Annotated in this window: 19 protein-coding genes and 2 tRNA genes; 16 read left to right on the top strand and 5 right to left on the bottom strand. The window is 68.4% G+C overall.

Annotated elements, in window-relative coordinates:
- Nucleotides 1–5: 5 nt before the first annotated feature.
- Nucleotides 6–1,430, bottom strand: a complete 1,425-nt coding sequence (locus OG223_RS19000; RefSeq protein WP_329249785.1) for an amino acid permease — start codon at nucleotides 1,428–1,430, stop codon at nucleotides 6–8.
- Between the two features lie 193 nt (nucleotides 1,431–1,623).
- On the opposite strand from OG223_RS19000, the gene OG223_RS18995 reads away from it, so the two are divergent.
- Both OG223_RS18995 and OG223_RS18990 read left to right on the top strand, forming a co-directional pair.
- Nucleotides 1,624–2,109, top strand: a complete 486-nt coding sequence (locus tag OG223_RS18995; RefSeq protein ID WP_329249782.1) for a ribose-5-phosphate isomerase — start codon at nucleotides 1,624–1,626, stop codon at nucleotides 2,107–2,109.
- An 88-nt stretch (nucleotides 2,110–2,197) separates the two neighbouring features.
- Entirely contained in the window at nucleotides 2,198–3,013 is an 816-nt protein-coding gene (locus tag OG223_RS18990) for an Fpg/Nei family DNA glycosylase (protein ID WP_329249779.1), read from the top strand.
- A gap of 7 nt (nucleotides 3,014–3,020) precedes the next feature.
- Here OG223_RS18990 and OG223_RS18985 read toward each other — a convergent pair whose 3' ends face one another.
- Entirely contained in the window at nucleotides 3,021–4,283 is a 1,263-nt protein-coding gene (locus tag OG223_RS18985; protein WP_329249776.1) for a GNAT family N-acetyltransferase, read from the bottom strand.
- A 162-nt stretch (nucleotides 4,284–4,445) separates the two neighbouring features.
- On the opposite strand from OG223_RS18985, the gene OG223_RS18980 reads away from it, so the two are divergent.
- Together OG223_RS18980 and OG223_RS18975 are read left to right on the top strand one after the other, a co-directional pair.
- Entirely contained in the window at nucleotides 4,446–5,633 is a 1,188-nt protein-coding gene (locus OG223_RS18980) for a PP2C family protein-serine/threonine phosphatase (protein WP_329249774.1), read from the top strand.
- Nucleotides 5,630–6,085 carry an HD domain-containing protein gene (locus OG223_RS18975; RefSeq protein ID WP_329249772.1) on the top strand — a complete coding sequence of 152 codons (456 nt, stop codon included), beginning with the start codon at nucleotides 5,630–5,632 and terminating at the stop codon, nucleotides 6,083–6,085. The genes OG223_RS18980 and OG223_RS18975 overlap by 4 nt, the downstream gene beginning before the upstream one ends.
- On the opposite strand, the gene OG223_RS18970 is transcribed toward OG223_RS18975, so the two are convergent.
- Nucleotides 6,082–7,212 (bottom strand): acyltransferase family protein, encoded by a 1,131-nt coding sequence (locus OG223_RS18970; protein ID WP_329249769.1) that lies wholly within the window; start codon nucleotides 7,210–7,212, stop codon nucleotides 6,082–6,084. The genes OG223_RS18975 and OG223_RS18970 overlap by 4 nt on opposite strands.
- Nucleotides 7,213–7,515: 303 nt before the next feature.
- On the opposite strand from OG223_RS18970, the gene OG223_RS18965 reads away from it, so the two are divergent.
- The gene (locus OG223_RS18965; RefSeq protein ID WP_026151384.1) at nucleotides 7,516–7,710 is read left to right on the top strand and encodes a hypothetical protein; all 195 of its coding nucleotides are present in this window, start codon (nucleotides 7,516–7,518) and stop codon (nucleotides 7,708–7,710) included.
- A 98-nt stretch (nucleotides 7,711–7,808) separates the two neighbouring features.
- On the opposite strand, the gene OG223_RS18960 is transcribed toward OG223_RS18965, so the two are convergent.
- A tRNA-Gly gene (locus tag OG223_RS18960) sits at nucleotides 7,809–7,882 on the bottom strand.
- Nucleotides 7,883–8,057: 175 nt separating this feature from the next.
- Between OG223_RS18960 and OG223_RS18955 the strand changes: the two genes are divergently transcribed.
- The 5 genes from OG223_RS18955 (at nucleotide 8,058) to clpX (ending at nucleotide 12,762) form a co-directional block, all read left to right on the top strand.
- Nucleotides 8,058–8,134: transfer RNA gene (locus tag OG223_RS18955), tRNA-Pro, on the top strand.
- A 206-nt stretch (nucleotides 8,135–8,340) separates the two neighbouring features.
- Nucleotides 8,341–9,735 carry a trigger factor gene (gene tig / locus OG223_RS18950; RefSeq protein ID WP_329249765.1) on the top strand — a complete coding sequence of 465 codons (1,395 nt, stop codon included), beginning with the start codon at nucleotides 8,341–8,343 and terminating at the stop codon, nucleotides 9,733–9,735.
- Between the two features lie 246 nt (nucleotides 9,736–9,981).
- Nucleotides 9,982–10,584, top strand: a complete 603-nt coding sequence (locus tag OG223_RS18945) for an ATP-dependent Clp protease proteolytic subunit (RefSeq protein WP_329265356.1) — start codon at nucleotides 9,982–9,984, stop codon at nucleotides 10,582–10,584.
- A 50-nt stretch (nucleotides 10,585–10,634) separates the two neighbouring features.
- Nucleotides 10,635–11,315 (top strand): ATP-dependent Clp protease proteolytic subunit, encoded by a 681-nt coding sequence (locus OG223_RS18940; RefSeq protein ID WP_329249762.1) that lies wholly within the window; start codon nucleotides 10,635–10,637, stop codon nucleotides 11,313–11,315.
- Nucleotides 11,316–11,475: 160 nt separating this feature from the next.
- A complete protein-coding gene (gene clpX / locus OG223_RS18935) occupies nucleotides 11,476–12,762 on the top strand; it encodes an ATP-dependent Clp protease ATP-binding subunit ClpX (RefSeq protein ID WP_033285988.1) in 1,287 nt (428 codons plus the stop codon).
- 64 nt (nucleotides 12,763–12,826) lie between these two features.
- Here clpX and OG223_RS18930 read toward each other — a convergent pair whose 3' ends face one another.
- A complete protein-coding gene (locus OG223_RS18930) occupies nucleotides 12,827–13,843 on the bottom strand; it encodes a hypothetical protein (protein ID WP_329249759.1) in 1,017 nt (338 codons plus the stop codon).
- A 136-nt stretch (nucleotides 13,844–13,979) separates the two neighbouring features.
- Between OG223_RS18930 and OG223_RS18925 the strand changes: the two genes are divergently transcribed.
- From OG223_RS18925 to mreC, 6 genes are all read left to right on the top strand, one after another.
- Entirely contained in the window at nucleotides 13,980–16,604 is a 2,625-nt protein-coding gene (locus OG223_RS18925) for a valine--tRNA ligase (RefSeq protein WP_329249756.1), read from the top strand.
- Nucleotides 16,605–16,812: 208 nt separating this feature from the next.
- Nucleotides 16,813–18,300, top strand: coding sequence for a bifunctional tetrahydrofolate synthase/dihydrofolate synthase (folC, locus tag OG223_RS18920; RefSeq protein ID WP_329249753.1), 1,488 nt, complete (start codon nucleotides 16,813–16,815; stop codon nucleotides 18,298–18,300).
- 6 nt (nucleotides 18,301–18,306) lie between these two features.
- Nucleotides 18,307–18,672: a DUF4233 domain-containing protein gene (locus OG223_RS18915; protein ID WP_200682215.1), complete on the top strand. Its 366-nt coding sequence runs from the start codon at nucleotides 18,307–18,309 to the stop codon at nucleotides 18,670–18,672.
- A 125-nt stretch (nucleotides 18,673–18,797) separates the two neighbouring features.
- On the top strand, nucleotides 18,798–19,211 hold the full coding sequence (gene ndk / locus OG223_RS18910; RefSeq protein WP_329249749.1) for a nucleoside-diphosphate kinase: 414 nt from the start codon (nucleotides 18,798–18,800) through the stop codon (nucleotides 19,209–19,211).
- 276 nt (nucleotides 19,212–19,487) lie between these two features.
- Entirely contained in the window at nucleotides 19,488–20,507 is a 1,020-nt protein-coding gene (locus tag OG223_RS18905) for a rod shape-determining protein (protein ID WP_019063224.1), read from the top strand.
- Between the two features lie 163 nt (nucleotides 20,508–20,670).
- Nucleotides 20,671–21,612 carry a rod shape-determining protein MreC gene (mreC, locus tag OG223_RS18900; RefSeq protein WP_329249746.1) on the top strand — a complete coding sequence of 314 codons (942 nt, stop codon included), beginning with the start codon at nucleotides 20,671–20,673 and terminating at the stop codon, nucleotides 21,610–21,612.
- Nucleotides 21,613–21,619 lie beyond the last annotated feature (7 nt).

Below are 21,619 nucleotides of genomic sequence, written 5' to 3'. Positions count from 1 at the left end.
CGCCCTTAGCTCACCGACACCTTGTCCGGGTCCGCGTCGGCGGCCGTGACCGCCTGTCCGCCCCGCACCCGCTCCTTGACCACCGAGACCGCCACCACGGCCAACGCGACCGCCAGGGACAGCAGAACGGTCGTACGGCCGCTGCTCTCGCCCTCCGTGTCGGTGAGCATGTAGCCGAGGACGAACACGATCAGGGCGATCGTCGCCCAGGTCAGATACGGGAACAGCCACATCCGTACGACGAGCTTCTCCGGCGACTCGCGCTCGATGATCCGGCGCAGGCGGAGCTGCGACGCGCAGATGACCAGCCACACGAACAGGGCGACCGCGCCTGAGGAGTTGACGAGGAAGAGGAAGACGGTGTCCGGGAAGGCGTAGTTGAAGAAGACGGCGACGAACCCGAAGACGACGGAGGCGATGATCGCCGCCATCGGCACACCGCGGGAGGTCGTCCGGGCGAACGCGGCCGGCGCGTCACCGCGGCCGCCGAGCGAGAACGCCATGCGGGAGGCCGTGTAGAGACCGGAGTTGAGGCAGGACAGCACCGAGGTCAGCACGATGAAGTTCATGATCTGACCGGCGTGCGCGATGCCGAGGGAGTCGAGGGCGGCGACGTACGAGCCCTGCTCCTTGATCGACGGGTCGTTCCACGGGAGCAGACAGACGACGACGAGGATCGAGCCGAGGTAGAAGACGCCGATCCGCCAGATGATGCTGTTGGTCGACTTGGTGACCGCGCGCTGCGGGTCCTCGGACTCGCCGGCGGCCAGGGTCGCGATCTCGCTGCCCATGAAGGAGAAGACGACCAGCAGGACGCCGGTCAGGATCGCGCCGGGGCCGTTCGGCAGGAAGCCGCCGTGGTCGGTGAGGTTGCCGACACCGGCCTTGTCGGTGTGGGCGCCGGGCAGCACGCCGAAGACCGCCAGCGCGCCGACGACGATGAACGCGCCGATCGCGACGACCTTGATCCCGGCGAACCAGAACTCGAACTCGCCGTAGGAGCCGACCGATACGAGGTTCGTGGCGGTCAGCACCACCATCACGATGAGCGCCCACCCCCACTGCGGTACGGCGGGGATCCACCCTTCGAGGATCTTGGCGCCGGCGGTCGCCTCGACGGCGAGCACGACGACCCAGAAGAACCAGTACAGCCAGCCGATCGAGAAACCGGCCCAGCGGCCGAGCGCGCGGTCGGCGTGTGCGGAGAACGAGCCGGAAGTGGGGTTCGCGGCGGACATCTCACCGAGCATGCGCATCACCAGCACCACGAGCGTGCCGACGAGCGCGTAGGAGAGAAGGATGCCGGGTCCCGCGGTCGCGATGCCGGAACTGGAACCGACGAACAGACCGGCGCCGATGACGCCACCGATCGCGATCATCGACAGATGTCGGTTCTTGAGCCCTGCCTGGAGGCCGGAACCATCAGTCATGGGGGGAATTCCTTTGCGCCGGGTTAACAAGACGGTCCAGTGAATCGGAGGCAAAGTGATTAGTGAACCTTTGATTCCCGATCGTTACTTGAGGTTTTCTTGAGGTTCTATTGGGTGGCGGTAGTGTTGCCGCCCGCTTTCCGGATCAGCCCCCCGCGCTGCTGCCCCGAAACAGGCATGTCACACTCGACCCATGCGCGTGTATCTCGGCTCCGACCATGCGGGCTTCGAACTCAAGAACCACCTCGTCGAGTGGCTCAAGGAGGCGGGTCATGAGCCCGTCGACTGCGGGCCGCACATCTTCGACGCCCAGGACGACTACCCGCCCTTCTGCCTCCGCGCCGCCGAGCGCGCGGCCGCCGACCCCGAGGCCCTCGGCGTCGTCATCGGCGGCTCCGGCAACGGCGAGCAGATCGCGGCGAACAAGGTGAAGGGCGTACGGGCGGCCCTCGCCTGGAGCGAGGAGACCGCGTCGCTCGGCCGGCAGCACAACAACGCGAACGTCGTCGCGGTCGGTGCGCGGATGCACTCGCGGGAGGAGGCGACGAAGTTCGTCGAGACGTTCGTGTCGACGCCGTTCTCCGAGGACCCGCGGCACATTCGTCGCATCGAGATGCTGACGGAGTACGAGACGACGGGGGAGCTGCCGCCGATCCCGGCGCACCATCCGCAGCAGTAGCGGGGTCCGGGGCGGAGCCCCGAGGCTTTTCGAGGCCCACCCGTCAAGTGACTGAGACGGGTGGGCTGGTGGGAAAGGATTTGCGCAGGTGCCAGAGGGGCACACGATTCACCGACTGGCGCTGGACTACGGCGGTCACTTCAGCGGCCGAACAACCCAAGTCACCAGTCCCCAGGGCAAGTTCACCGACGCCGCCGCACTGCTCGACGGTACGGAACTCACCCGCACGGAAGCCCACGGCAAGCATCTGTTCCTGGGTTTCCGGGACGCCGACTGGATCCACATCCACCTCGGCCTCTTCGGCAAGGTGACCTTCGGCGGAGCCCCCGCGCCCCCGCCCACCGACACCGTCCGCCTACGCCTCGCGAACGACACGTCGTACGTCGATCTCCGCGGCCCCACGACCTGCGCCCTGATCACGGACACCGAGAAGCAGGCGATACACGACCGCCTCGGCCCCGACCCGCTGCGCCCGCCGCAGGACACCGACCCGGGCGCCGCGTACCGCCGTATCTCCCGCAGCCGTACGACGATCGCCGCACTCCTGATGGACCAGAAGGTCATCGCGGGCGTCGGCAACGTCTACCGCGCCGAGGTGCTCTTCCGGCACGGCATCGACCCGTACCGCGTGGGCAGGGACCTCACGCCCGCCGAGTGGGACGCGATCTGGGCCGACCTCGTCGAGCTGATGCGCGAGGGCGTCCGCAACAACCGCATCGACACCGTCCGCCCCGAGCACACCCCCGAGGCGATGGGCCGCCCGCCCCGCGTCGACGACCACGGCGGCGAGGTCTACGTCTACCGCCGGGCGAACCGGCCCTGCCACATCTGCGGCGCCGGGATCCGCACCGCCGACCTCGCCTCCCGCAACCTCTTCTGGTGCCCCGACTGCCAGCGGCCGTAGGGGAGTTCTAGAACCCGTGCGGCAGCCAGGGCGCGACCGTCGACCCGAACGCCAACGACGTCTCCGCCAGCGCCCCGGCCCGCAGCTCCCGCACCCGCCCCGCTCCCGCGAGTGACGTGAGGGACACCCCGCCGAGATACGCGGCCCCCAACTCCCTTACGGACAGCGCGAGATCGGCCTCCTCCTCGGTGCGCTTGCAGGAAGCCGCGCCCTTCGCGTCGCCGGTGAGCCGCCAACGCCCTTCGTTCCAGGGGCAGAAGGCGTCCGCGACCTCGAACACGACGTCCACGGGCGCCTGGTACGTGCGCGCCTCAAGCGCCGCCCCGAGGTCCACCAGCCGTACGTGCAGCGAGTCCCGCTGCCGGATCGCGCACCGGCGGATGTCGGAGACGAGATGCTGCCAGGCGTCGTCGACGGGACGGTTGTGCATCACCACCTTCCCCGTCAGGTCGATCTCACAGAGGAACCGCCACAGCGCCGCGTACGACGCCGGGTCCAGCGCCTCCAGATCCCGCAGCCGTACGGTCCCCTTGGGGCCCTGCAGGTCCCACTCGGGCTTGACGAAGTACCGCGTGTAGCCGACGACTTCACCGTCCCGCTCCGCGAGCACGCACTGGAGCGGCGACGAACCCTGCCGCTCGCTCTCCGGGTCCAGCAGCGGCTCGTTCTCCCACCCGGGCCGCCGCGCGAGCATCCCCGCCCGCCCGGCCACCTGCCGCGCGTACACCGCCTCGCACTGGTCGCGTACGGCGACGGGGTCGGCGAACCGGAGTCGTACGTCGTCCGTGCCCGGCGGCACCGAGAGCCGGACGCGATCGGTGTCGATCTCCGCGGCCATGGCCATCGTCGCGATGCCGTACCCGAACCGGCCGTAGATCACCGGCTCGGAGGCCGTCAGCACGGCCAGCGGTTCGCCCCAGGACCGTACGTCGTCCAACTGCCGGCGCATCATCGACGTGAGGATGCCGCGGCGCCGGTGCGTGGCGGCCACGCTGACCATCGTGATGCCCGCGGCGGGCACCGAGGCGCCGCCGGGCACGGTGAGCCGGAAGCTGAACGCGCCCGCCGTCCCCACACACGCGTCGCCGTCCCAGACGCCGAGGGAGCGGTCGAACTCGGTGAGCCCGCGCGTCAGCTCACGCTCCTCGGTCGACTCCGGGACGGCGCCGAAGGCGTTGACCAGGTTGTCGTACCAGGTGTCCCACTCGTCCTGGCGCAGTACCCGCAGCTCGGTCCGCCCGGTCGGTGTGTTCTTCGCAACTGTGCCCATGAGCCATGCCTACCAGCGCATTGCGGGACGAGCCAGGGAATTTCCGCCGGGGGCCCGCACAGCGGCCTCTGGTGAAGTTCACTGTGAAGTTGAACCTCGCAGGGGGGACAAGTGGGACCTCCCGTGCCAAGCGGCTGGTCGGATGGATAGGGTCCCGAACTAATGGCAGCAGGACGAGAGCGGCGCGCGGAGGCCGACACGTTCACGGCCCGGTTGAGGAAGCTGGCTCACCGGGTCCGCACCGGCCTGCGCAGAAGTGCCGTGGACTACTTCCGCGGGGACGGCTCGGACTGGGTCGCGCTGGCCGGGCTGCTGATCACGATCCCGGTGATCGTGGTCATGACCCTCGCCAACCCGGTGTGGTGCTCGCCGAACGCGCTGGTCCTCCCGATCGTCGCGGGCGGCCTGCTGCTGCGCCCCGCGAGCCTGCTCGGGCTGTACGCGGCGGCGGCCACCGGCCTGATCGTGGAGTCGGTGAAGCTCGGCCCGTACACCGAGGGCCCGGCGCGGGTGACCCCGGGCGTGGTGCTCGTGGTGGCCGCGTGCGGTTTCTTCGGGCTGCTGATCGCGCAGTTCCGCAGCCGGGTGGGCGTGCCCTGGCGGCGCGGCGGCACCATGCTCTTCGACCTGCGTGAACGGATCCGGGTGCAGAGCAAGCTCCCGCAGTTGCCGCAGGGCTGGCACCGGGAGATGGCGCTGCGGCCGGCGGGCGGCCAGTCGTTCTCCGGCGACTTCGTCGTCGCGGCCCGGACGAACGGCGGCCGGACCATGGAGGTCGTCCTCACCGACGTCTCCGGCAAGGGCATGGACGCGGGCTCCCGCGCCCTGCTGCTGTCGGGCGCCTTCGGCGGCCTGCTCGGCTCGCTGCCCCCGCACGCGTTCCTGCCCGCCGCCAACGGCTATCTGCTCCGCCAGGACTGGGACGAGGGCTTCGCGACCTCGATCCACCTCGTCCTGGACCTCGACTCCGGCGACTACGAACTCTTCTCGGCCGGCCACCCGCCGGGCCTCCAGCTCAGCGCGGGCAGCGGCCGCTGGGAGGAGAAGGCGGCCGAGGGGCCGTTGCTGGGTGTGTACGACGGCGCCCAGTTCGACCCTGTGAAGGGATCGCTGCGGCCCGGGGACGTGTTGATGCTGTTCACAGACGGTCTGGTGGAGACCTCCGACCGCGACATCGTCGAGGGCATCGACCGCCTCACCGGCGAGGCCGACCGCTATGTCGCCGGCGGCTTCCACGGCGCCGCCTGGCACCTGATCGAGGCCGTCGCGAAGGACGTCAACGACGACCGGGCCCTGCTGCTGGTCTGCCGCGAAGGCCCCACGGCGGCGGCCCAGGCGCTGACCCGGTGACCGCGCTCCTCACGCTGACCGAGGTCGAGGCCCTCGCGCGCACCGCCCACGAGGGCCAGACCGACAAGGCGGGGCGCCCCTACGCCGAGCACCTCCAGGCCGTGGCCGAGGGCGTCCGCGCACGTGGCGGGGACCCGGACCAGATCGCGGCGGCCTGGCTGCACGACTCCGTGGAGGACGACGCACTCACCGAGCACTGGCTGGACGAGGCCGCGCTGAGCCGTCGTACGAAGGACATCGTGCGCGCGGTCACCAAGCGGGCCGGGGAGCCCCCGGAGGCGTACGCCGGGCGCATTCTCGCGACCCCCGGCGCGCTCCTCGTGAAGCAGGCGGACCTGGCGCACAACGCGGACCCGGCCCGCCTCGCGGTCCTCGGCGAGGCGACCCGGACCCGGCTGACCGGGAAGTACGCACGGATGCGCGCACTTCTCGGACTCGGCGTCGACCTTTAGGCGTTGACCTTCTCGCGCACCGCGGGCCGCTCCAACTGCCTGCGGTCGCGGGCCGGTTCGGCTGCGTTTCGCTTGAACGCCCACTCCATGTCCGGCTCGATCACGGAGCGGAACACCCGTCGTACGGGCGGGGTGCACAGCAGCGTGACGGCGGTGGCCGCGAGCGCGGTCACCAGGGCGACGCCGTACGGCCGGTGCAGCCAGGCGTGGTCGTACAGGCCCGCGTAACCGGCGCCCTTGATCAGGAAGCCGTGCAGCAGATAGCCGTACAGCGTGCCCGCGCCGAGCGCCGTGAACCACGTCCGGCGGCCCGGCACCCAGGAGCAGAAGCCGGCCGTCAGCAGCAGCGAGCAGCCGAACATCAGCAGCATCATCACCGGCCCGGTCCACCAGGGCGCGCCGAACTCCTGCGCGGAGTCGTGGTGGTAGAACCAGCCGGCGTTCATCCGCGGCACCGCCCAGTAGCCGACGGCCAGCGCGCTCACGAACACCGGCACGGACAGGACCCGCACCGCGCGCCGGCGCACCCACCGGAAGTGCTCGGGCCGCAGCACCAGCCCGAGCACGAAGTACGGCAGGAACTGCGCCAGCCGCTGCAGATCGAAGTCGTCGGTCATGTCCGGGGTGCAGGACGCGAGCATGGCGATGCCGAGGGCGAGCGGCAGCGGATGGCGGACCAGTTTCCAGATCGGGGTGGTCAGCCGCCAGATGAACAACGCGCAGAGGAACCAGGTCAGATACAGCGGATCGAGGAGCGTGATCCGCTGGTGCGGGTCGTCGTTGGCGTAGCGGCTGAACAGCGAGTAGGCGATCTCGAAGAGGATGTACGGCAGCGCGACACCGGTCAGGAGCCGCTTCAGCCGGGCGGGGCTCATGTCGAAACTGCGGGAGAAATAGCCGGAGATGACGATGAAGGCCGGCATGTGGAAGCTGTACACGACCATGTACAGCCCCTGCAGCGCTCGGTCGCCGCCCTTGAGCGGTTCCCAGGAGTGCCCGATGGCGACCAGGAGGATCGCCAGGTACTTCGCGTTGTCGAAGAACGCGTCGCGCGGTTTGGCCAGTTCGCTCTTTTCGTTCTGTTTGCTCTGTTCGTTCTGGCCCGGGGGCGTGTCGGCGTGGAACATCTGAGGCACCCTAGCGTTGCCTGTGGGAATCGGTGAAACCATCGGACGCGCGTCCGGAATCTGTTCACGATGTCACGATTCATCCCGATCAAAAGGCGCAAAAGGGCACACGGGGAAGGTCTGTTCGTGTGCGCATGCCAATAATGCGAACGACCTGCGAACGCGTCTCTTCCGAACCTTTGCGACCAACGATGCGTCACCCGCCGCATAGGTGGGCCGCGTTGGTGGCACGATGGTTCTGGCGGGGTGCGCGGGTTGCGACCCCGGGCCGGGAGTGCGGACCGACCGAGGGTGTGATCAGTTGTGGCCATTTCACTGTCTGTGGTGCTGCTGTTGGCGATCATCCTGGTGGTGTTGATCCGAGGGGGGTCGATCAAGGCGGGCCCAGCCATAGTCGCGATCCTCTTCGGCTTCTTCCTCGCCTCGACCGGCATGGCACCGTCCATCAACCGGTTCATAAACTCACTGGCGGAGACGATCAACTCGATCAGCTTCTGAGTCCGGGGCCCGGTTTCTGAGTCATGACCGGGGAGGACTCCGGGAACGACTCAGGGCCAGGTGAGGAGGAACAACCTCCGACCTGGCCCTGAGATGCCTGGAGCGGGCGACGGGAATCGAACCCGCGTAGCTAGTTTGGAAGACTAGTGCTCTACCATTGAGCTACGCCCGCACACGACGCGCCGCAGGTCAGAAGACCGCGGCACACAGGGCATCGTAGCGGGTCGGATGCCCTCCGCGCACACCGCATTCCGCTGCAACGCCCCACGCCCCGCCCGGCATCCCGGCGCTCGTGAAATGCGGAGGCCTCACCGCCTGCGGGCATGTACCCTACGTGTCGCACCAGACGGGGTGTGGCGCAGCTTGGTAGCGCGTCCGCTTTGGGAGCGGAAGGCCGTGGGTTCAAATCCCGCCACCCCGACCACATGCCGGACCTTCGGGACCGGCAGCAGGACCGGTACCACACGAGGACCTCGCGAGATCGCCTTTTGGGGCGTCCAGCCGCTGCGGCTACTATGCAAGCTGCGCGCCCGTGTGTCTCTCACACTCTGAAGTCCTCCGGGCGACCAGAAACCGCCGGACCTGTCTGGGTCCGCAACCCAAGAAGTCAGCCCCCAAGGAGACCGAACCGTGAAGAGCGCCGTGGAGACCCTGAACCCGACCCGGGTTCGGCTCAGCATCGAGGTGCCCTTCGAGGAGCTCAAGGACAGCCTCGACGCGGCGTACAAGAAGATCAACCAGCAGGTCACGGTGAAGGGCTTCCGGAAGGGCAAGATCCCGGCGCGCGTCATCGACCAGCGGTTCGGCCGCGGTGCGGTCCTGGAGGAGGCGGTCAACGACGCGCTTCCGAAGTTCTACACCGAGGCGGTCAACGAGGCGGAGCTCAACCCGCTCGGCCAGCCCGAGGTCGACATCACGGAGCTGAAGGACGGCGAGACGCTGAACTTCACCGCCGAGGTCGACATCCGCCCGACCATCGAGATCCCGGACTACTCGGGCATCGAGGTCGAGGTCGACGCCGTGGCCGTCAGCGAAGAGGACATCGACGAGTCCGTCGAGCAGCTCCGCGAGCGCTTCGCCTCGACCTCCCCGGTCGAGCGCGCCGCCGTCGACGGTGACGTCGTCACCCTCGACCTGGAGGCCAAGGTCGACGGCGAGGTCCTCGAGGACGGCGTCGCCGAGGGCGTCTCCTACACCATCGGTTCCGGCGAGCTGCTCGAAGGCATCGACGAGGCCGTGACCGGCCTGGAGGCCGGTGGCGAGGCCACCTTCGCCTCCGAGCTCAAGGGCGGCTCCGCGGCCGGCCAGGAGGCCCAGGTCACCGTCAAGGTCACCCAGGTCGCCGCCCGCGAACTGCCCACGCTGGACGACGAGTTCGCACAGCTCGCCTCCGAGTTCGACACCCTGGAGGAGCTGCGCGCGGACAGCCGCAAGCGCCTCGAGAACATGAAGCAGTACGACCAGGCCACGCAGGCCCAGGAGCGCGTCCTGGAGAAGCTGCTGGAGCTCGTCGAGGTGCCCGTCCCCGAGAAGCTGCTCGAGGACGAGATCAACACCCGCAAGCACAACCTGGAGCACCACCAGCTCGGCCAGATGGGCCTCGACCTCGAGAAGTACCTCGAGATCCAGGGCAAGACGGCCGAGGAGTTCGACGCCGAGACCAAGGACGCCGCGGTCAAGGGCATCAAGACGCAGTTCGTCCTCGACGAGCTCGTCAACAAGGAGAAGCTCAACGTCAACCAGGAGGAGCTCACCGAGCACCTCATGCGCCGCGCGGCTTCCTCCGGCATGTCCCCCGACCAGTTCGCCCAGGCGGTCGTCGAAGGCGGCCAGGTTCCCCTCCTGGTCGGCGAGGTCGCCCGCGGCAAGGCCCTCGCGGTCGTCGTGGAGGCCGCCACGGTCAAGGACACCAACGGCGAGATCGTCGACCTGGAGGACGAGGAGGAGGCCGTCGAGGCGGCCACTGAGACCGTCGAGGCCGTCGAGGCCGTCGAGGCCGCCGCCGAGGAGCCCACCAAGGCGTAAGCAGGCACACAGGCACACAGGGGCCCCGGGGACATCGCACCCCGGGGCCCCTGCCCTTACCCGGGGTCTCACCAGCGCCGTACATGCGCTCACAGCGAACAGTTCCCTTTGCGGGATTCCCCGGAGGGACCCGCGCGTTAGGGTCCATGAATACGAGGGCAGGGGAGTCCCCGTTGCCCCCGGCAGTACACGTGAGACGGCCCGGCGCCGTCGTAAAGACGAGCAGGTGGATACGTGACGAATCTGATGCCTACAGCCGCCGGCGAGCCCTCTATCGGTGGCCTCGGCGACCAGGTCTACAACCGGCTGCTCGGTGAGCGGATCATCTTCCTCGGCCAGGCGGTCGACGACGACATCGCGAACAAGATCACCGCGCAGCTCCTCCTCCTTGCCTCCGACCCGGAGAAGGACATCTTTCTGTACATCAACAGCCCCGGTGGTTCGATCACCGCGGGCATGGCGATCTACGACACCATGCAGTACATCAAGAACGACGTGGTGACCATCGCCATGGGCATGGCGGCCTCGATGGGCCAGTTCCTGCTCAGCGCGGGCACCCCCGGCAAGCGCTTCGCGCTGCCGAACGCCGAGATCCTGATCCACCAGCCCTCCGCCGGCCTCGCCGGTTCCGCGTCGGACATCAAGATCCACGCCGAGCGGCTGCTGCACACCAAGAAGCGGATGGCGGAGCTGACCTCCTTCCACACCGGTCAGACGGTCGAGCAGGTCACCCGTGACTCCGACCGCGACCGCTGGTTCGACCCGATCGAGGCCAAGGAGTACGGCCTCATCGACGACATCATGCCCACGGCCGCCGGTATGCCGGGCGGCGGCGGCACCGGGGCCTGAGGCCCCAGGACAGCCCCCAGCCGACCGCCACAGCCCCCAGGAGAGAGACAGTGAACGACTTCCCCGGCAACGGCCTGTACGAGCACGCACGCGCCGAATACACGGCTCCCGCCGCCGAATCCCGCTATGTGATCCCGCGGTTCGTGGAGCGCACCTCGCAGGGCGTGCGTGAGTACGACCCGTACGCGAAGCTCTTCGAGGAGCGCGTGATCTTCCTCGGTGTCCAGATCGACGACGCGTCGGCCAACGACGTCATGGCGCAGTTGCTGTGCCTGGAGTCGATGGACCCGGACCGCGACATCTCGATCTACATCAACAGCCCCGGTGGCTCCTTCACCGCGCTGACCGCGATCTACGACACGATGCAGTTCGTGAAGCCGGACGTCCAGACGGTCTGCATGGGCCAGGCCGCGTCCGCCGCCGCCGTCCTGCTGGCCGCCGGTACGCCGGGCAAGCGCATGGCGCTGCCGAACGCGCGCGTGCTGATCCACCAGCCCTACAGCGAGACGGGCCGGGGTCAGGTCTCCGACCTGGAGATCGCGGCCAACGAGATCCTCCGCATGCGTGCCCAGCTCGAGGACATGCTGGCCAAGCACTCGACCACCCCGCTGGAGAAGATCCGCGAGGACATCGAGCGCGACAAGATCCTCACGGCCGAGGACGCCCTGGCGTACGGCCTGATCGACCAGATCATCTCCACCCGGAAGATGAACAACGCCGACGTCCGCTGACCCGGACCTGTATCGTCCACCACCCCTCGGCACGGTCCACGTGGAAGTGAACCGTGCCAAGGGGGGCCCGAACGGGGGGCCCGGCAAGGTACCGTCGGACATAAGGCAGCACCAGGAGCCGCTGAACCTAGGCGTCTCCCAGGCGAAGGGGAAGCACACCGTGGCACGCATCGGTGACGGCGGCGATCTGCTCAAGTGCTCGTTCTGCGGCAAGAGCCAGAAGCAGGTCAAGAAGCTCATCGCAGGGCCCGGTGTGTACATCTGCGACGAGTGCATCGACCTCTGCAACGAGATCATCGAGGAAGAACTCGCGGAGACGAGCGAGGTGCGCTGGGAGGAACTCCCCAAGCCCCGCGAGATCTACGAGTTCCTGGAGGGCTACGTCGTCGGCCAGGAGTCGGCGAAGAAGGCCCTCTCGGTCGCGGTGTACAACCACTACAAGCGCGTCCAGGCCGGTGAGAACGGCGGCGGCCAGAGCCGCGAGGACGCCATCGAGTTGGCGAAGTCCAACATCCTGCTGCTCGGCCCCACGGGCTCGGGCAAGACCCTCCTCGCGCAGACCCTGGCGCGCATGCTGAACGTCCCGTTCGCGATCGCCGACGCGACCGCGCTCACGGAGGCGGGCTACGTCGGCGAGGACGTCGAGAACATCCTGCTGAAGCTCATCCAGGCCGCTGACTACGACGTCAAGAAGGCCGAGACGGGCATCATCTACATCGACGAGATCGACAAGGTCGCGCGGAAGAGCGAGAACCCCTCGATCACCCGTGACGTGTCGGGCGAGGGCGTCCAGCAGGCCCTGCTGAAGATCCTGGAGGGCACGACGGCCTCGGTCCCGCCGCAGGGCGGCCGTAAACACCCGCACCAGGAGTTCATCCAGATCGACACGACGAACGTCCTGTTCATCGTGGGCGGCGCCTTCTCGGGCCTGGAGAAGCTCATCGAGTCCAGGGCCGGCGCCAAGGGCATCGGCTTCGGCGCGACGATCCGCTCCAAGCGGGAGCTGCAGGCCAAGGACCAGTTCGAGGACGTCATGCCCGAGGACCTGGTCAAGTTCGGCATGATCCCCGAGTTCATCGGCCGACTGCCCGTCATCACCTCGGTCCACAACCTGGACCGCGAGGCCCTGCTCCAGATCCTCATCGAGCCGCGCAACGCACTCGTCAAGCAGTACGAGCGCCTCTTCGAACTCGACGGCGTGGAGCTGGACTTCGAGCGCGAGGCCCTCGAAGCCATCGCCGACCAGGCCATCCTCCGCCAGACCGGCGCCCGCGGCCTGCGCGCCATCATGGAGGAAGTCCTCCAGGGCGTGATGTACGAGGTCCCGTCCCGCAAGGACGTGGCCCGGGTCGTCATCACCGCGGACGTCGTCCTCTCGAACGTCAACCCGACCCTGATCCCGCGTGACGCGCGGGGCCGCGGCCCGGGCGAGCAGAAGACGGCGTAGCCGCTTTCTCCGCTACGACACGAAGGGCGCCCGGTCGGTCAACCGACCGGGCGCCCTTCGTAGTTCACTGGGGGCGGTAGCTCACCCGAACTTCCTTGCGGAGCTTGGTGGTCATGCTGACGGCGGTGTCCTTCGACACATCGCCCGTGTTGTCACCGGGGGAGACCATCGCGATCGTGCTGTAGTCGGCCCAGGCGCAGAACCAGTCGGTCTGCGTCTTCTTGGTCAACTGGTTGGTCGCCTTGGCCGCCTGGCACTTCATGACCGCGCCGTCGACGTCGACCGACTCGGGCTCGCCGACCAGCTCGCTCTTGCCCGTCGTGCTGCTGTCGGAGGAGTTGCTCTCCTTGACGTCCTTCTGGATGTCCGCGAAGAACGCGTCCAGGGCCGCCTGCGGATCGGCGATCTTGCCGTAGGCGCCGATGAGCGAGATGCCCTTGGCCGTGAGGAGTTCGGTCTGACCGGGCGCGGTGGAGGGGTCGTCCGGGTCGTAGCCGCTCAGGTCGGCCGTCGTGTAGGCGCCGAAGACCGCGGTGCCGTTCTTGACGCCGCTCTTCTCCAGGTCCTTCACGGTCGAGGAACCGCTGTCGCTGGTGTCGCCGTCCTTGGTCGCCCGGTTGTAGTCGCCGAGCACCTTCGCCGGCGTCGTCAGCTTGTGGGCACCGTCGTCCGTGAGACCGGACCCCCCGGTGTAGCCGAGGACGAAGTACACGCCCACACCGATGGCGGCCACGACCGCCACCGCGCCGATGATGAGCCCGGTCTTCTTCTTCCCGCCGGGCGCCGGCGGCTGCGGAACGCCGAACGGGGGCTGCCCGTAAGGCGGTTGGCCGTACGGCGCCTGCTGGCCGTACGGCGGCTGCGGCTGGCCGTAGGGGCTCTGTGGCGGGACGCCCTGCGGGGGCTGCGCCGGGTAGCCGTAACCGGGCTGGGCGGGGGGAGCCTGCTGGGGGTAGCCGTAGCCGGGCTGGGGGGCGCCCTGCGGCGCCTGCTGGGGAGGCGGGCCGTAGGGACCCGGCTGACCGTACGGACCGGGCTGCTGAGGCTGCCCGCCGTACGGGCCCGGCTGGTTGTAGCTCATTCCTGGGTTCCCCTCCAGATACTTATGTGATCCCGACATCCTGGCCCAGTCACAGGAACCGCACGGCATCGGGGACCGCACCGTTACAGAACAAACGCGTTTCGGGACACCCCCGGGACACCCCTAAACTGGGCCTGTGACCGAGAACGCTCAGCAGCAGCCACCAGCGCCCGACTCCGAACTGCCGACCCAGTACGCGCCGGCCGAGGTAGAGGGGCCGCTGTACGAGCGCTGGGTGGAGCGGGGTTACTTCGAAGCGGACGCGAAGAGCGAGAAGCCGCCGTACACCATCGTCATCCCGCCGCCGAACGTCACGGGCAGCCTGCACCTCGGGCATGCCTTCCAGCACACGCTGATGGACGCCCTGACCCGCCGCAAGCGCATGCAGGGCTTCGAGTCGCTGTGGCTGCCGGGCATGGACCACGCGGGCATCGCCACCCAGAACGTCGTCGAGCGCGAGCTCGGCAAGGAGGGCAAGTCCCGCCACGACCTGGGCCGTGAGGCGTTCGTCGAGCGCGTCTGGCAGTGGAAGGACGAGTACGGCGGCAAGATCCTCGGCCAGATGCGTCGGCTCGGCGACGGCGTCGACTGGAGCCGCGAGCGCTTCACCATGGACGAGGGCCTGTCCCAGGCCGTCCAGACCATCTTCAAGCGGCTCTACGACGACGAGTTGATCTACCGCGCCGAGCGCATCATCAACTGGTGCCCGCGTTGTCTCACCGCGATCTCGGACATCGAGGTCGAGTACCAGGACGACGACGGCGAACTCGTCTCCATGAAGTACGGGGAGGGGGACGACACCATCGTCGTCGCCACGACCCGCGCCGAGACGATGCTCGGCGACACCGCCGTCGCCGTCCACCCCGACGACGAGCGCTACCAGCACCTCGTCGGCCGGCGCATCAAGCTGCCGCTCACCGACCGCACCATCCCGGTCGTCGCCGACACCCACGTCGACCCCGAGTTCGGCACCGGCGCGGTCAAGGTGACCCCGGCGCACGACCCGAACGACTTCGCCATCGGCCAGCGCCACGACCTCGAAGCGCTGACCGTCATGGACGAGCGCGGTGTCATCACCGTGCACGGCCCCTTCGAGGGCCTGGACCGCTTCGAGGCCCGTTCCGCGATCGTCGCCGCGCTGCGCGCCGACGGCCGGATCGTCGCCGAGAAGCGGCCCTACGTCCACTCCGTCGGCCACTGCTCGCGCTGCAAGACGACCATCGAGCCGCGCCTGTCCATGCAGTGGTGGGTCAAGGTCGCCCCGCTCGCGAAGGCGGCCGGCGACGCGGTCCGTGACGGCCGCGTCAAGATCCACCCCCAGGAGATGGAGAAGCGCTACTTCGACTGGGTCGACAACCTCCACGACTGGTGCATCTCACGGCAGTTGTGGTGGGGCCACCGCATCCCCGTCTGGTACGGCCCGGACGGCGAGGTCGTCTGCGTCGGCCCCGACGAGGAGCCGCCCGCCGGCGAGGGCTGGACCCAGGACTCCGACGTCCTGGACACCTGGTTCTCCTCCGGCCTGTGGCCCTTCTCGACCCTCGGCTGGCCCGAACAGACCCCGGATCTCAAGAAGTTCTACACAACGGACGTCCTGCTCACCGGCCACGACATCATCTTCTTCTGGGTCGCCCGGATGATGATGTTCGGCCTGTACGCGATGGACGGTGAAGTCCCCTTCAAGACCATCGCGTTGACGGGTCTGGTCCGCGACCAGTTCGGCAAGAAGATGTCCAAGTCCTCCGGCACGGCCGTGGATCCGCTGGACTGGATGAACGCGTACGGCTCCGACGCCGTCCGTTTCACCCTGGCCAAGGGTGCCAACCCCGGTACGGACGTGCCGATCGGCGAGGACTGGGTCCAGGCGTCCCGGAACTTCGCCAACAAGCTCTGGAACGCGACGCGCTTCGCGCTGATGAACGGCGCGACGATCGAGGGCGACCTGCCGCCGGCCGAGCAACTGTCGGCCACGGACCGCTGGATCCTCTCCCGTCTCAACAAGACGGTGTCCCAAGTCGACGCGCTCTACGACGACTTCCAGTTCGCCAAGCTCTCGGACGCCCTCTACCACTTCGCGTGGGACGAAGTCTTCGACTGGTACGTCGAGTTGTCCAAGACGACGTTCATGGCGGGCGGCGAACCGGCCGAGGTCTCCAAGCGCGTCCTCGGTGAAGTCCTCGACGTCACCCTGAAGTTGCTGCACCCGATCGTCCCGTTCGTCACGGAGACGCTCTGGACGACGCTGACGGGCGGCGAGTCGGTGGTCATCGCCGAGTGGCCGAAGGACAGCGGCTTCCGGGACGAGGCTGCCGAGCGCGAGATCGAGACCCTCCAGCAGGTCATCACCGAGGTCCGCCGCTTCCGTGCCGACCAGGGCCTCCAGCCCGGCCAGCGCGTCCCGGCCCGCCTCACCCTGACCGGCACGGCACTGGCACCCCACGAGGCCGCCATCCGCCAGCTCCTCCGCCTCCAGCCGGAGGGCGACACCTTCGCGGCGACGGCCACCCTCCCGGTCGCGGGTGCCACGGTCGCCCTCGACCTCTCCGGCACGATCGACGTCGCGGCGGAGCGGAAGCGCCTCGCGAAGGACCTCGCCGCCGCCGAGAAGGAGAAGGCCCAGGCGACGGCCAAGCTCGGCAACGAGGCGTTCCTGGCGAAGGCCCCGGACAACGTGGTCGACAAGATCCGCGGCCGTCTCTCCAAGGCGGACGAGGACATCGAGCGCATCAAGGCCCAGTTGGACGGCTTGCCGCAGGCGTAGGGGTTTGTAGTCGGGTGGGGGCTCCGGTGCGTATTCAGCACCGGGGCCCTTCGCCTGCCGTAGGGCGCCGGGACCTTTCAACACCGGGCGCCCTCCCGTACCTAAGGGGCGCGGGTCTGTATCGATATGCGGCTCCGCCGCGTGGGCGCGACCAGCCCCCACCGGCCCGCAGACGAAAGACCACCCCAACCTCCGTAGACTGACCCACGTGACTGACAGCGACCCGTTCGACGAGATCATCGAGGCCGAGACAGACCGCGACCCCGACCTCGCGGTCATCGAGGCCGGCAGCCGAACCCTCCGCACCCAGGGCACCGGCGCACCTCAGGCCGACGTACCCGGGCGCCCTGAAGACCCCGCCCTGGACAAGGCCCTCCGCGAGGTAGAGGCGGACCTGGCCACCCGCTGGGGCGAGACCAAGCTGGAGCCCTCGGTCAGCCGTATCGCCGCGCTGATGGACGTCCTGGGCGACCCGCAGCGCTCGTACCCCTCGATCCACATCACCGGCACGAACGGCAAGACGTCCACGGCCCGCATGATCGAGGCCCTGCTCGGCGCCTTCGAACTGCGGACCGGCCGCTACACCTCCCCGCACGTCCAGTCGATCACCGAACGCATCAGCCTCGACGGCGCCCCGATCTCCGCCGAGCGGTTCATCGAGACGTACAACGACATCAAGCCGTACATCGACATGGTGGACGCGCAGCAGGAGTTCAGGCTGTCGTTCTTCGAGGTGCTGACGGGGATGGCGTACGCCGCGTTCGCGGACGCGCCCGTCGATGTCGCCGTGGTGGAAGTCGGGATGGGCGGCTCCTGGGACGCCACCAACGTCATCGACGCCGACGTCGCGGTGGTCACCCCCATCGATCTCGACCACACCGACCGGCTCGGCGGGACGACCGGTGAGATCGCCACCGAGAAGGCCGGGATCATCAAGCAGGACGCGACCGTGATCCTGGCGCAGCAGCCGGTGGACGCGGCGCAGGTGCTGTTGAAGAAGGCCGTCGAGGTGGACGCGACCGTGGCCCGTGAGGGTCTGGAGTTCGGTGTCGTGTCCCGGAGCGTCGCGGTCGGCGGGCAGCTCGTCAACCTGCGCGGGCTCGGTGGCGAGTACGAGGAGATCTACCTCCCGCTGCACGGGCCGTACCAGGCGCACAACGCGGCCGTCGCCCTCGCCGCCGTAGAAGCGTTCTTCGGTGTCGGGGCGCAGCGGCCCGATCCGCTCGCGATCGACACCGTCCGGAAGGCGTTCGCGTCCGTCACCTCGCCGGGGCGGCTGGAGGTGGTGCGGCGGTCGCCGACCGTTGTGCTCGACGCGGCGCACAACCCCGCGGGCGCCCGTGCTACCGCCGAGGCCGTGGCCGAGGCCTTCGACTTCAGCCGGCTGATCGGGGTCGTCGGGGCCAGCGGCGACAAGAACGTGCGCGGGCTGCTCGAAGCCTTCGAGCCGATGTTCGCCGAGGTCGTCGTCACGCAGAACTCCAGTCACCGCGCGATGGACGTGGACGAACTGGCGGGGATCGCCGTCGAGGTGTTCGGCGACGAGCGGGTGCAGGTCGAGCCGCGGTTGCCGGACGCTCTGGAGGCCGCGATCACGCTGGCCGAGGAGGACGGCGAGTTCGCGGGCGGCGGTGTGCTCGTCACCGGTTCGGTCATCACCGTCGGTGAGGCCCGACTGCTCCTGGGGAGGGGCTGACTTTCCGTGCGTACGCTCTGTTCTTCGACCTTGATCGGCGAGTTCTTCGTGATCGGTTTCGCCGGTCTGGTCGCCATGAAGGACCCCGATCTGACCACGGCCACGGTGTGGACGGTCAGCGGGATCGCGATGTTCCTGTCCGTCGCGCTGTGCGCCGTGGTGACCCGGCCGGGCGGCATCGCGCTCGGCTGGGCCCTGCAGATCGCGCTGATCGCGTCGGGCTTCGTCGTGCCGTCGATGTTCTTCCTCGGGGCGATCTTCGCGGCCCTGTGGTGGGCGTCGGTCCACTACGGCCGGAAGATCGACGAGGCGAAGGCGCGGTTCGCGGCGCAGGCCGCGCAGGCCGATTCCGCCACTCCCGGCGCGGCGTGACTCCACTACACCTGACGTTGCGTAATGGCCGCATGGACACGCCCTGTAGCCTCGGCCTTGTCGTGAGACGACCGTGACACGACCGTGAGTCGACCCGCACCATCATGATCAGAAGGAGCCCCGTCGTGACCCAGCGCACCCTCGTCCTGCTCAAGCCCGACGCCGTACGTCGTGGCCTGACCGGCGAGATCATCAGCCGCATCGAGCGCAAGGCCGGCTGGCAGATCACCGCGCTGGAGCTGCGCACCCTGGACCAGGACACCCTGGAGCAGCACTACGGCGAGCACAAGGGCAAGCCCTTCTACGAGCCGCTGGTGGAGTTCATGGCCTCCGGTCCCGTCGTCGCCCTGATCGTCGAGGGCGAGCGGGTCATCGAGGGTGTACGCGCGCTGGCCGGTCCGACCGACCCGATCGCCGCCTCGCCGGGCTCGATCCGCGGGGACTTCGGTGTCATCGTCCGGGAGAACCTGATCCACGCCTCGGACTCGGAGGAGTCCGCCGAACGCGAGGTGAAGATCTTCTTCCCGGGGCGTTCCTGAATCTCCATCAGTAACCCACATGCCTGACCAGGGACGGCCGCGATTTTCCGGCCGTCTCTTGGCATATGCGTGCCGATCGGGGGAACGAGTGCCCCCGTTGGGCCGTCTCCACAAGCGAGGCAGTGCCTCACATGCTGACAATGGCGAAGACCCTCGCGCAGTGTTCGTGATGGCGCGTCTACGATGGAAGCCTTCACGTCACTGCACCCACTTCGCCGACCTGAAAAGCCCTCAAAAGCTCCCAGGAAGGCCAGACGAATCCTGATGGGGAACTCAATGTCGTTCATCGGCCGTGACATGGCTGTCGACCTCGGGACCGCCAACACGCTGGTGTACGTCAGGGGTCGCGGGATCGTACTCAACGAGCCGTCCGTCGTCGCGATCAACACCAACACCGGTGGCATTCTCGCGGTCGGCTCGGAAGCCAAGAAGATGATCGGGCGCACGCCCGGCAACATCGTTGCCGTACGTCCGCTGAAGGACGGTGTCATCGCCGACTTCGAGATCACCGAGCGCATGCTCCGCTACTTCATCTTGAAGATCCACAAGCGGCGCTATCTGGCCCGTCCCCGTGTCGTCGTCTGTGTGCCCTCGGGCATCACGGGCGTCGAGCGCCGTGCCGTCATCGAGGCGTCGTCCCAGGCCGGGGCCCGCCAGGTGCACATCATCGAGGAGCCCATGGCCGCGGCCATCGGCTCCGGCCTGCCGGTCCACGAGGCCACGGGCAACATGGTGGTGGACATCGGCGGCGGCACCACGGAGGTCGCGGTCATCTCGCTCGGTGGCATCGTCACCGCCCAGTCCATCCGCGTCGCGGGCGACGAGTTGGACAACGCGATCATCCAGCACATCAAGAAGGAGTACTCGCTCCTTCTGGGTGAGCGGACGGCTGAGCAGATCAAGATCACGATTGGTTCCGCGTACGACCTCGACGACGACCAGCACACCGAAATCCGCGGCCGGGACCTGGTCTCCGGCCTGCCCAAGACCGTCGTCATCTCGGCCGCCGAAGTCCGCAAGGCGATCGAGGAGCCCGTCAACGCGATCGTCGACGCGGTGAAGACGACCCTCGACAAGTGCCCGCCGGAGCTCTCCGGCGACATCATGGACCGCGGAATCGTTCTGACCGGCGGCGGAGCCCTGCTGCAGGGTCTCGACGAGCGGCTGCGCCGGGAGACCGGAATGCCGATCCACATCGCCGAGGACCCGCTGGACAGCGTGGCGCTCGGCTCCGGCAAGTGCGTCGAGGAATTCGAGGCGCTCCAGCAGGTTCTGGACGCCCAGCCGCGCAGATGACGTAACGCTTCGATTCCGCCGTACGGGATGATCTCCTCTCGTGCGGCGGATCGTTGATACGGAGGCATAGGCTCCGTCATAGGCGTCTGTATTCATCCGCACGTACAACACCTGCATACCTGAACCTCTGCACATTTCTATGAGGAAGGCACGGCCGCCGCACGTGAGGGACACACGAGAGAGCCGGCTGCTCCTGGTGCTGCTGATCGCCGTAGCGTTCGCGTTGATCACGGTGGACATCCGGGGAGGGCAGGACTCACCGGTCGACGGTGCCCGCCGGGCCGCGGCCGCCGTGTTCGGCCCGATCGAGAACGGTGTGTCGTCCGCCGTCGACCCGGTCGGTGACGCGGTCTCAGCGGTCCGCGACTCCGGTGAGCGGCACGACCGGCTCGCCGTCCTGGAGAAGGAGAACGCGGCCCTCAAGGCGAAGCTCGGCAGCGACGACCGCAACCGCAGCCGTCTCGACCAGCTCGACAAACTGGTGAAGGTGGCCGGCGAGGGCCAGTACGGCATCAAGGGTGCCCAGGTCATCGCGATAGGAGCCGCCCAGAGCTTCTCCTGGACGATCACCATCGACGTCGGCGCCAACGACGGCATCAAGCGCGACATGACCGTCCTCAACGGCAACGGACTGGTCGGCCGCGTCACCACCGTCGGCCCCGACTCCGCGACCGTCCTCCTCGCCAACGACCCCGACTTCACCGTCGGCACCCGCATGGAGGGCAGCGACGAACTCGGCTTCGCCTCCGGTGAGGGCGACGGCCCGCTGCGCGTCGAACTCCTCAACGGCAAGGCGGAGGTGAAGAAGGGCGACCGTCTGGTCACCTTCGGCTCGGAGGCCGACAAGCCGTTCGTGCCCGGCGTCCCCGTCGGTGTCGTCTCCCGCGTCGACCCCTCCGGCGGCGGCCTGACCCGCACGCTGTACGTCACGCCGTACGTCAACTTCACCAAGCTCGACATCGTCGGCGTGGTCGTGGAGGCCCCGAAGAAGGACCCGCGCGACACGGTCCTGCCGGCGAAGCCCAAGCCGACCCCGATCCCGACGGTGACCGTCACGGTCACCCCGTCCGCGAACGCGCCGGTCGACGGCCAGCAACAGCAGTAGGAGCCCC

Origin of the sequence: Streptomyces sp. NBC_01478, from assembly GCF_036227225.1 — a bacterium.
Taxonomy (GTDB): domain Bacteria; phylum Actinomycetota; class Actinomycetes; order Streptomycetales; family Streptomycetaceae; genus Streptomyces.
The sequence above is the reverse complement of the archived record's forward strand: the minus strand, read 5'-3'. Positions and strand labels throughout refer to the sequence as shown.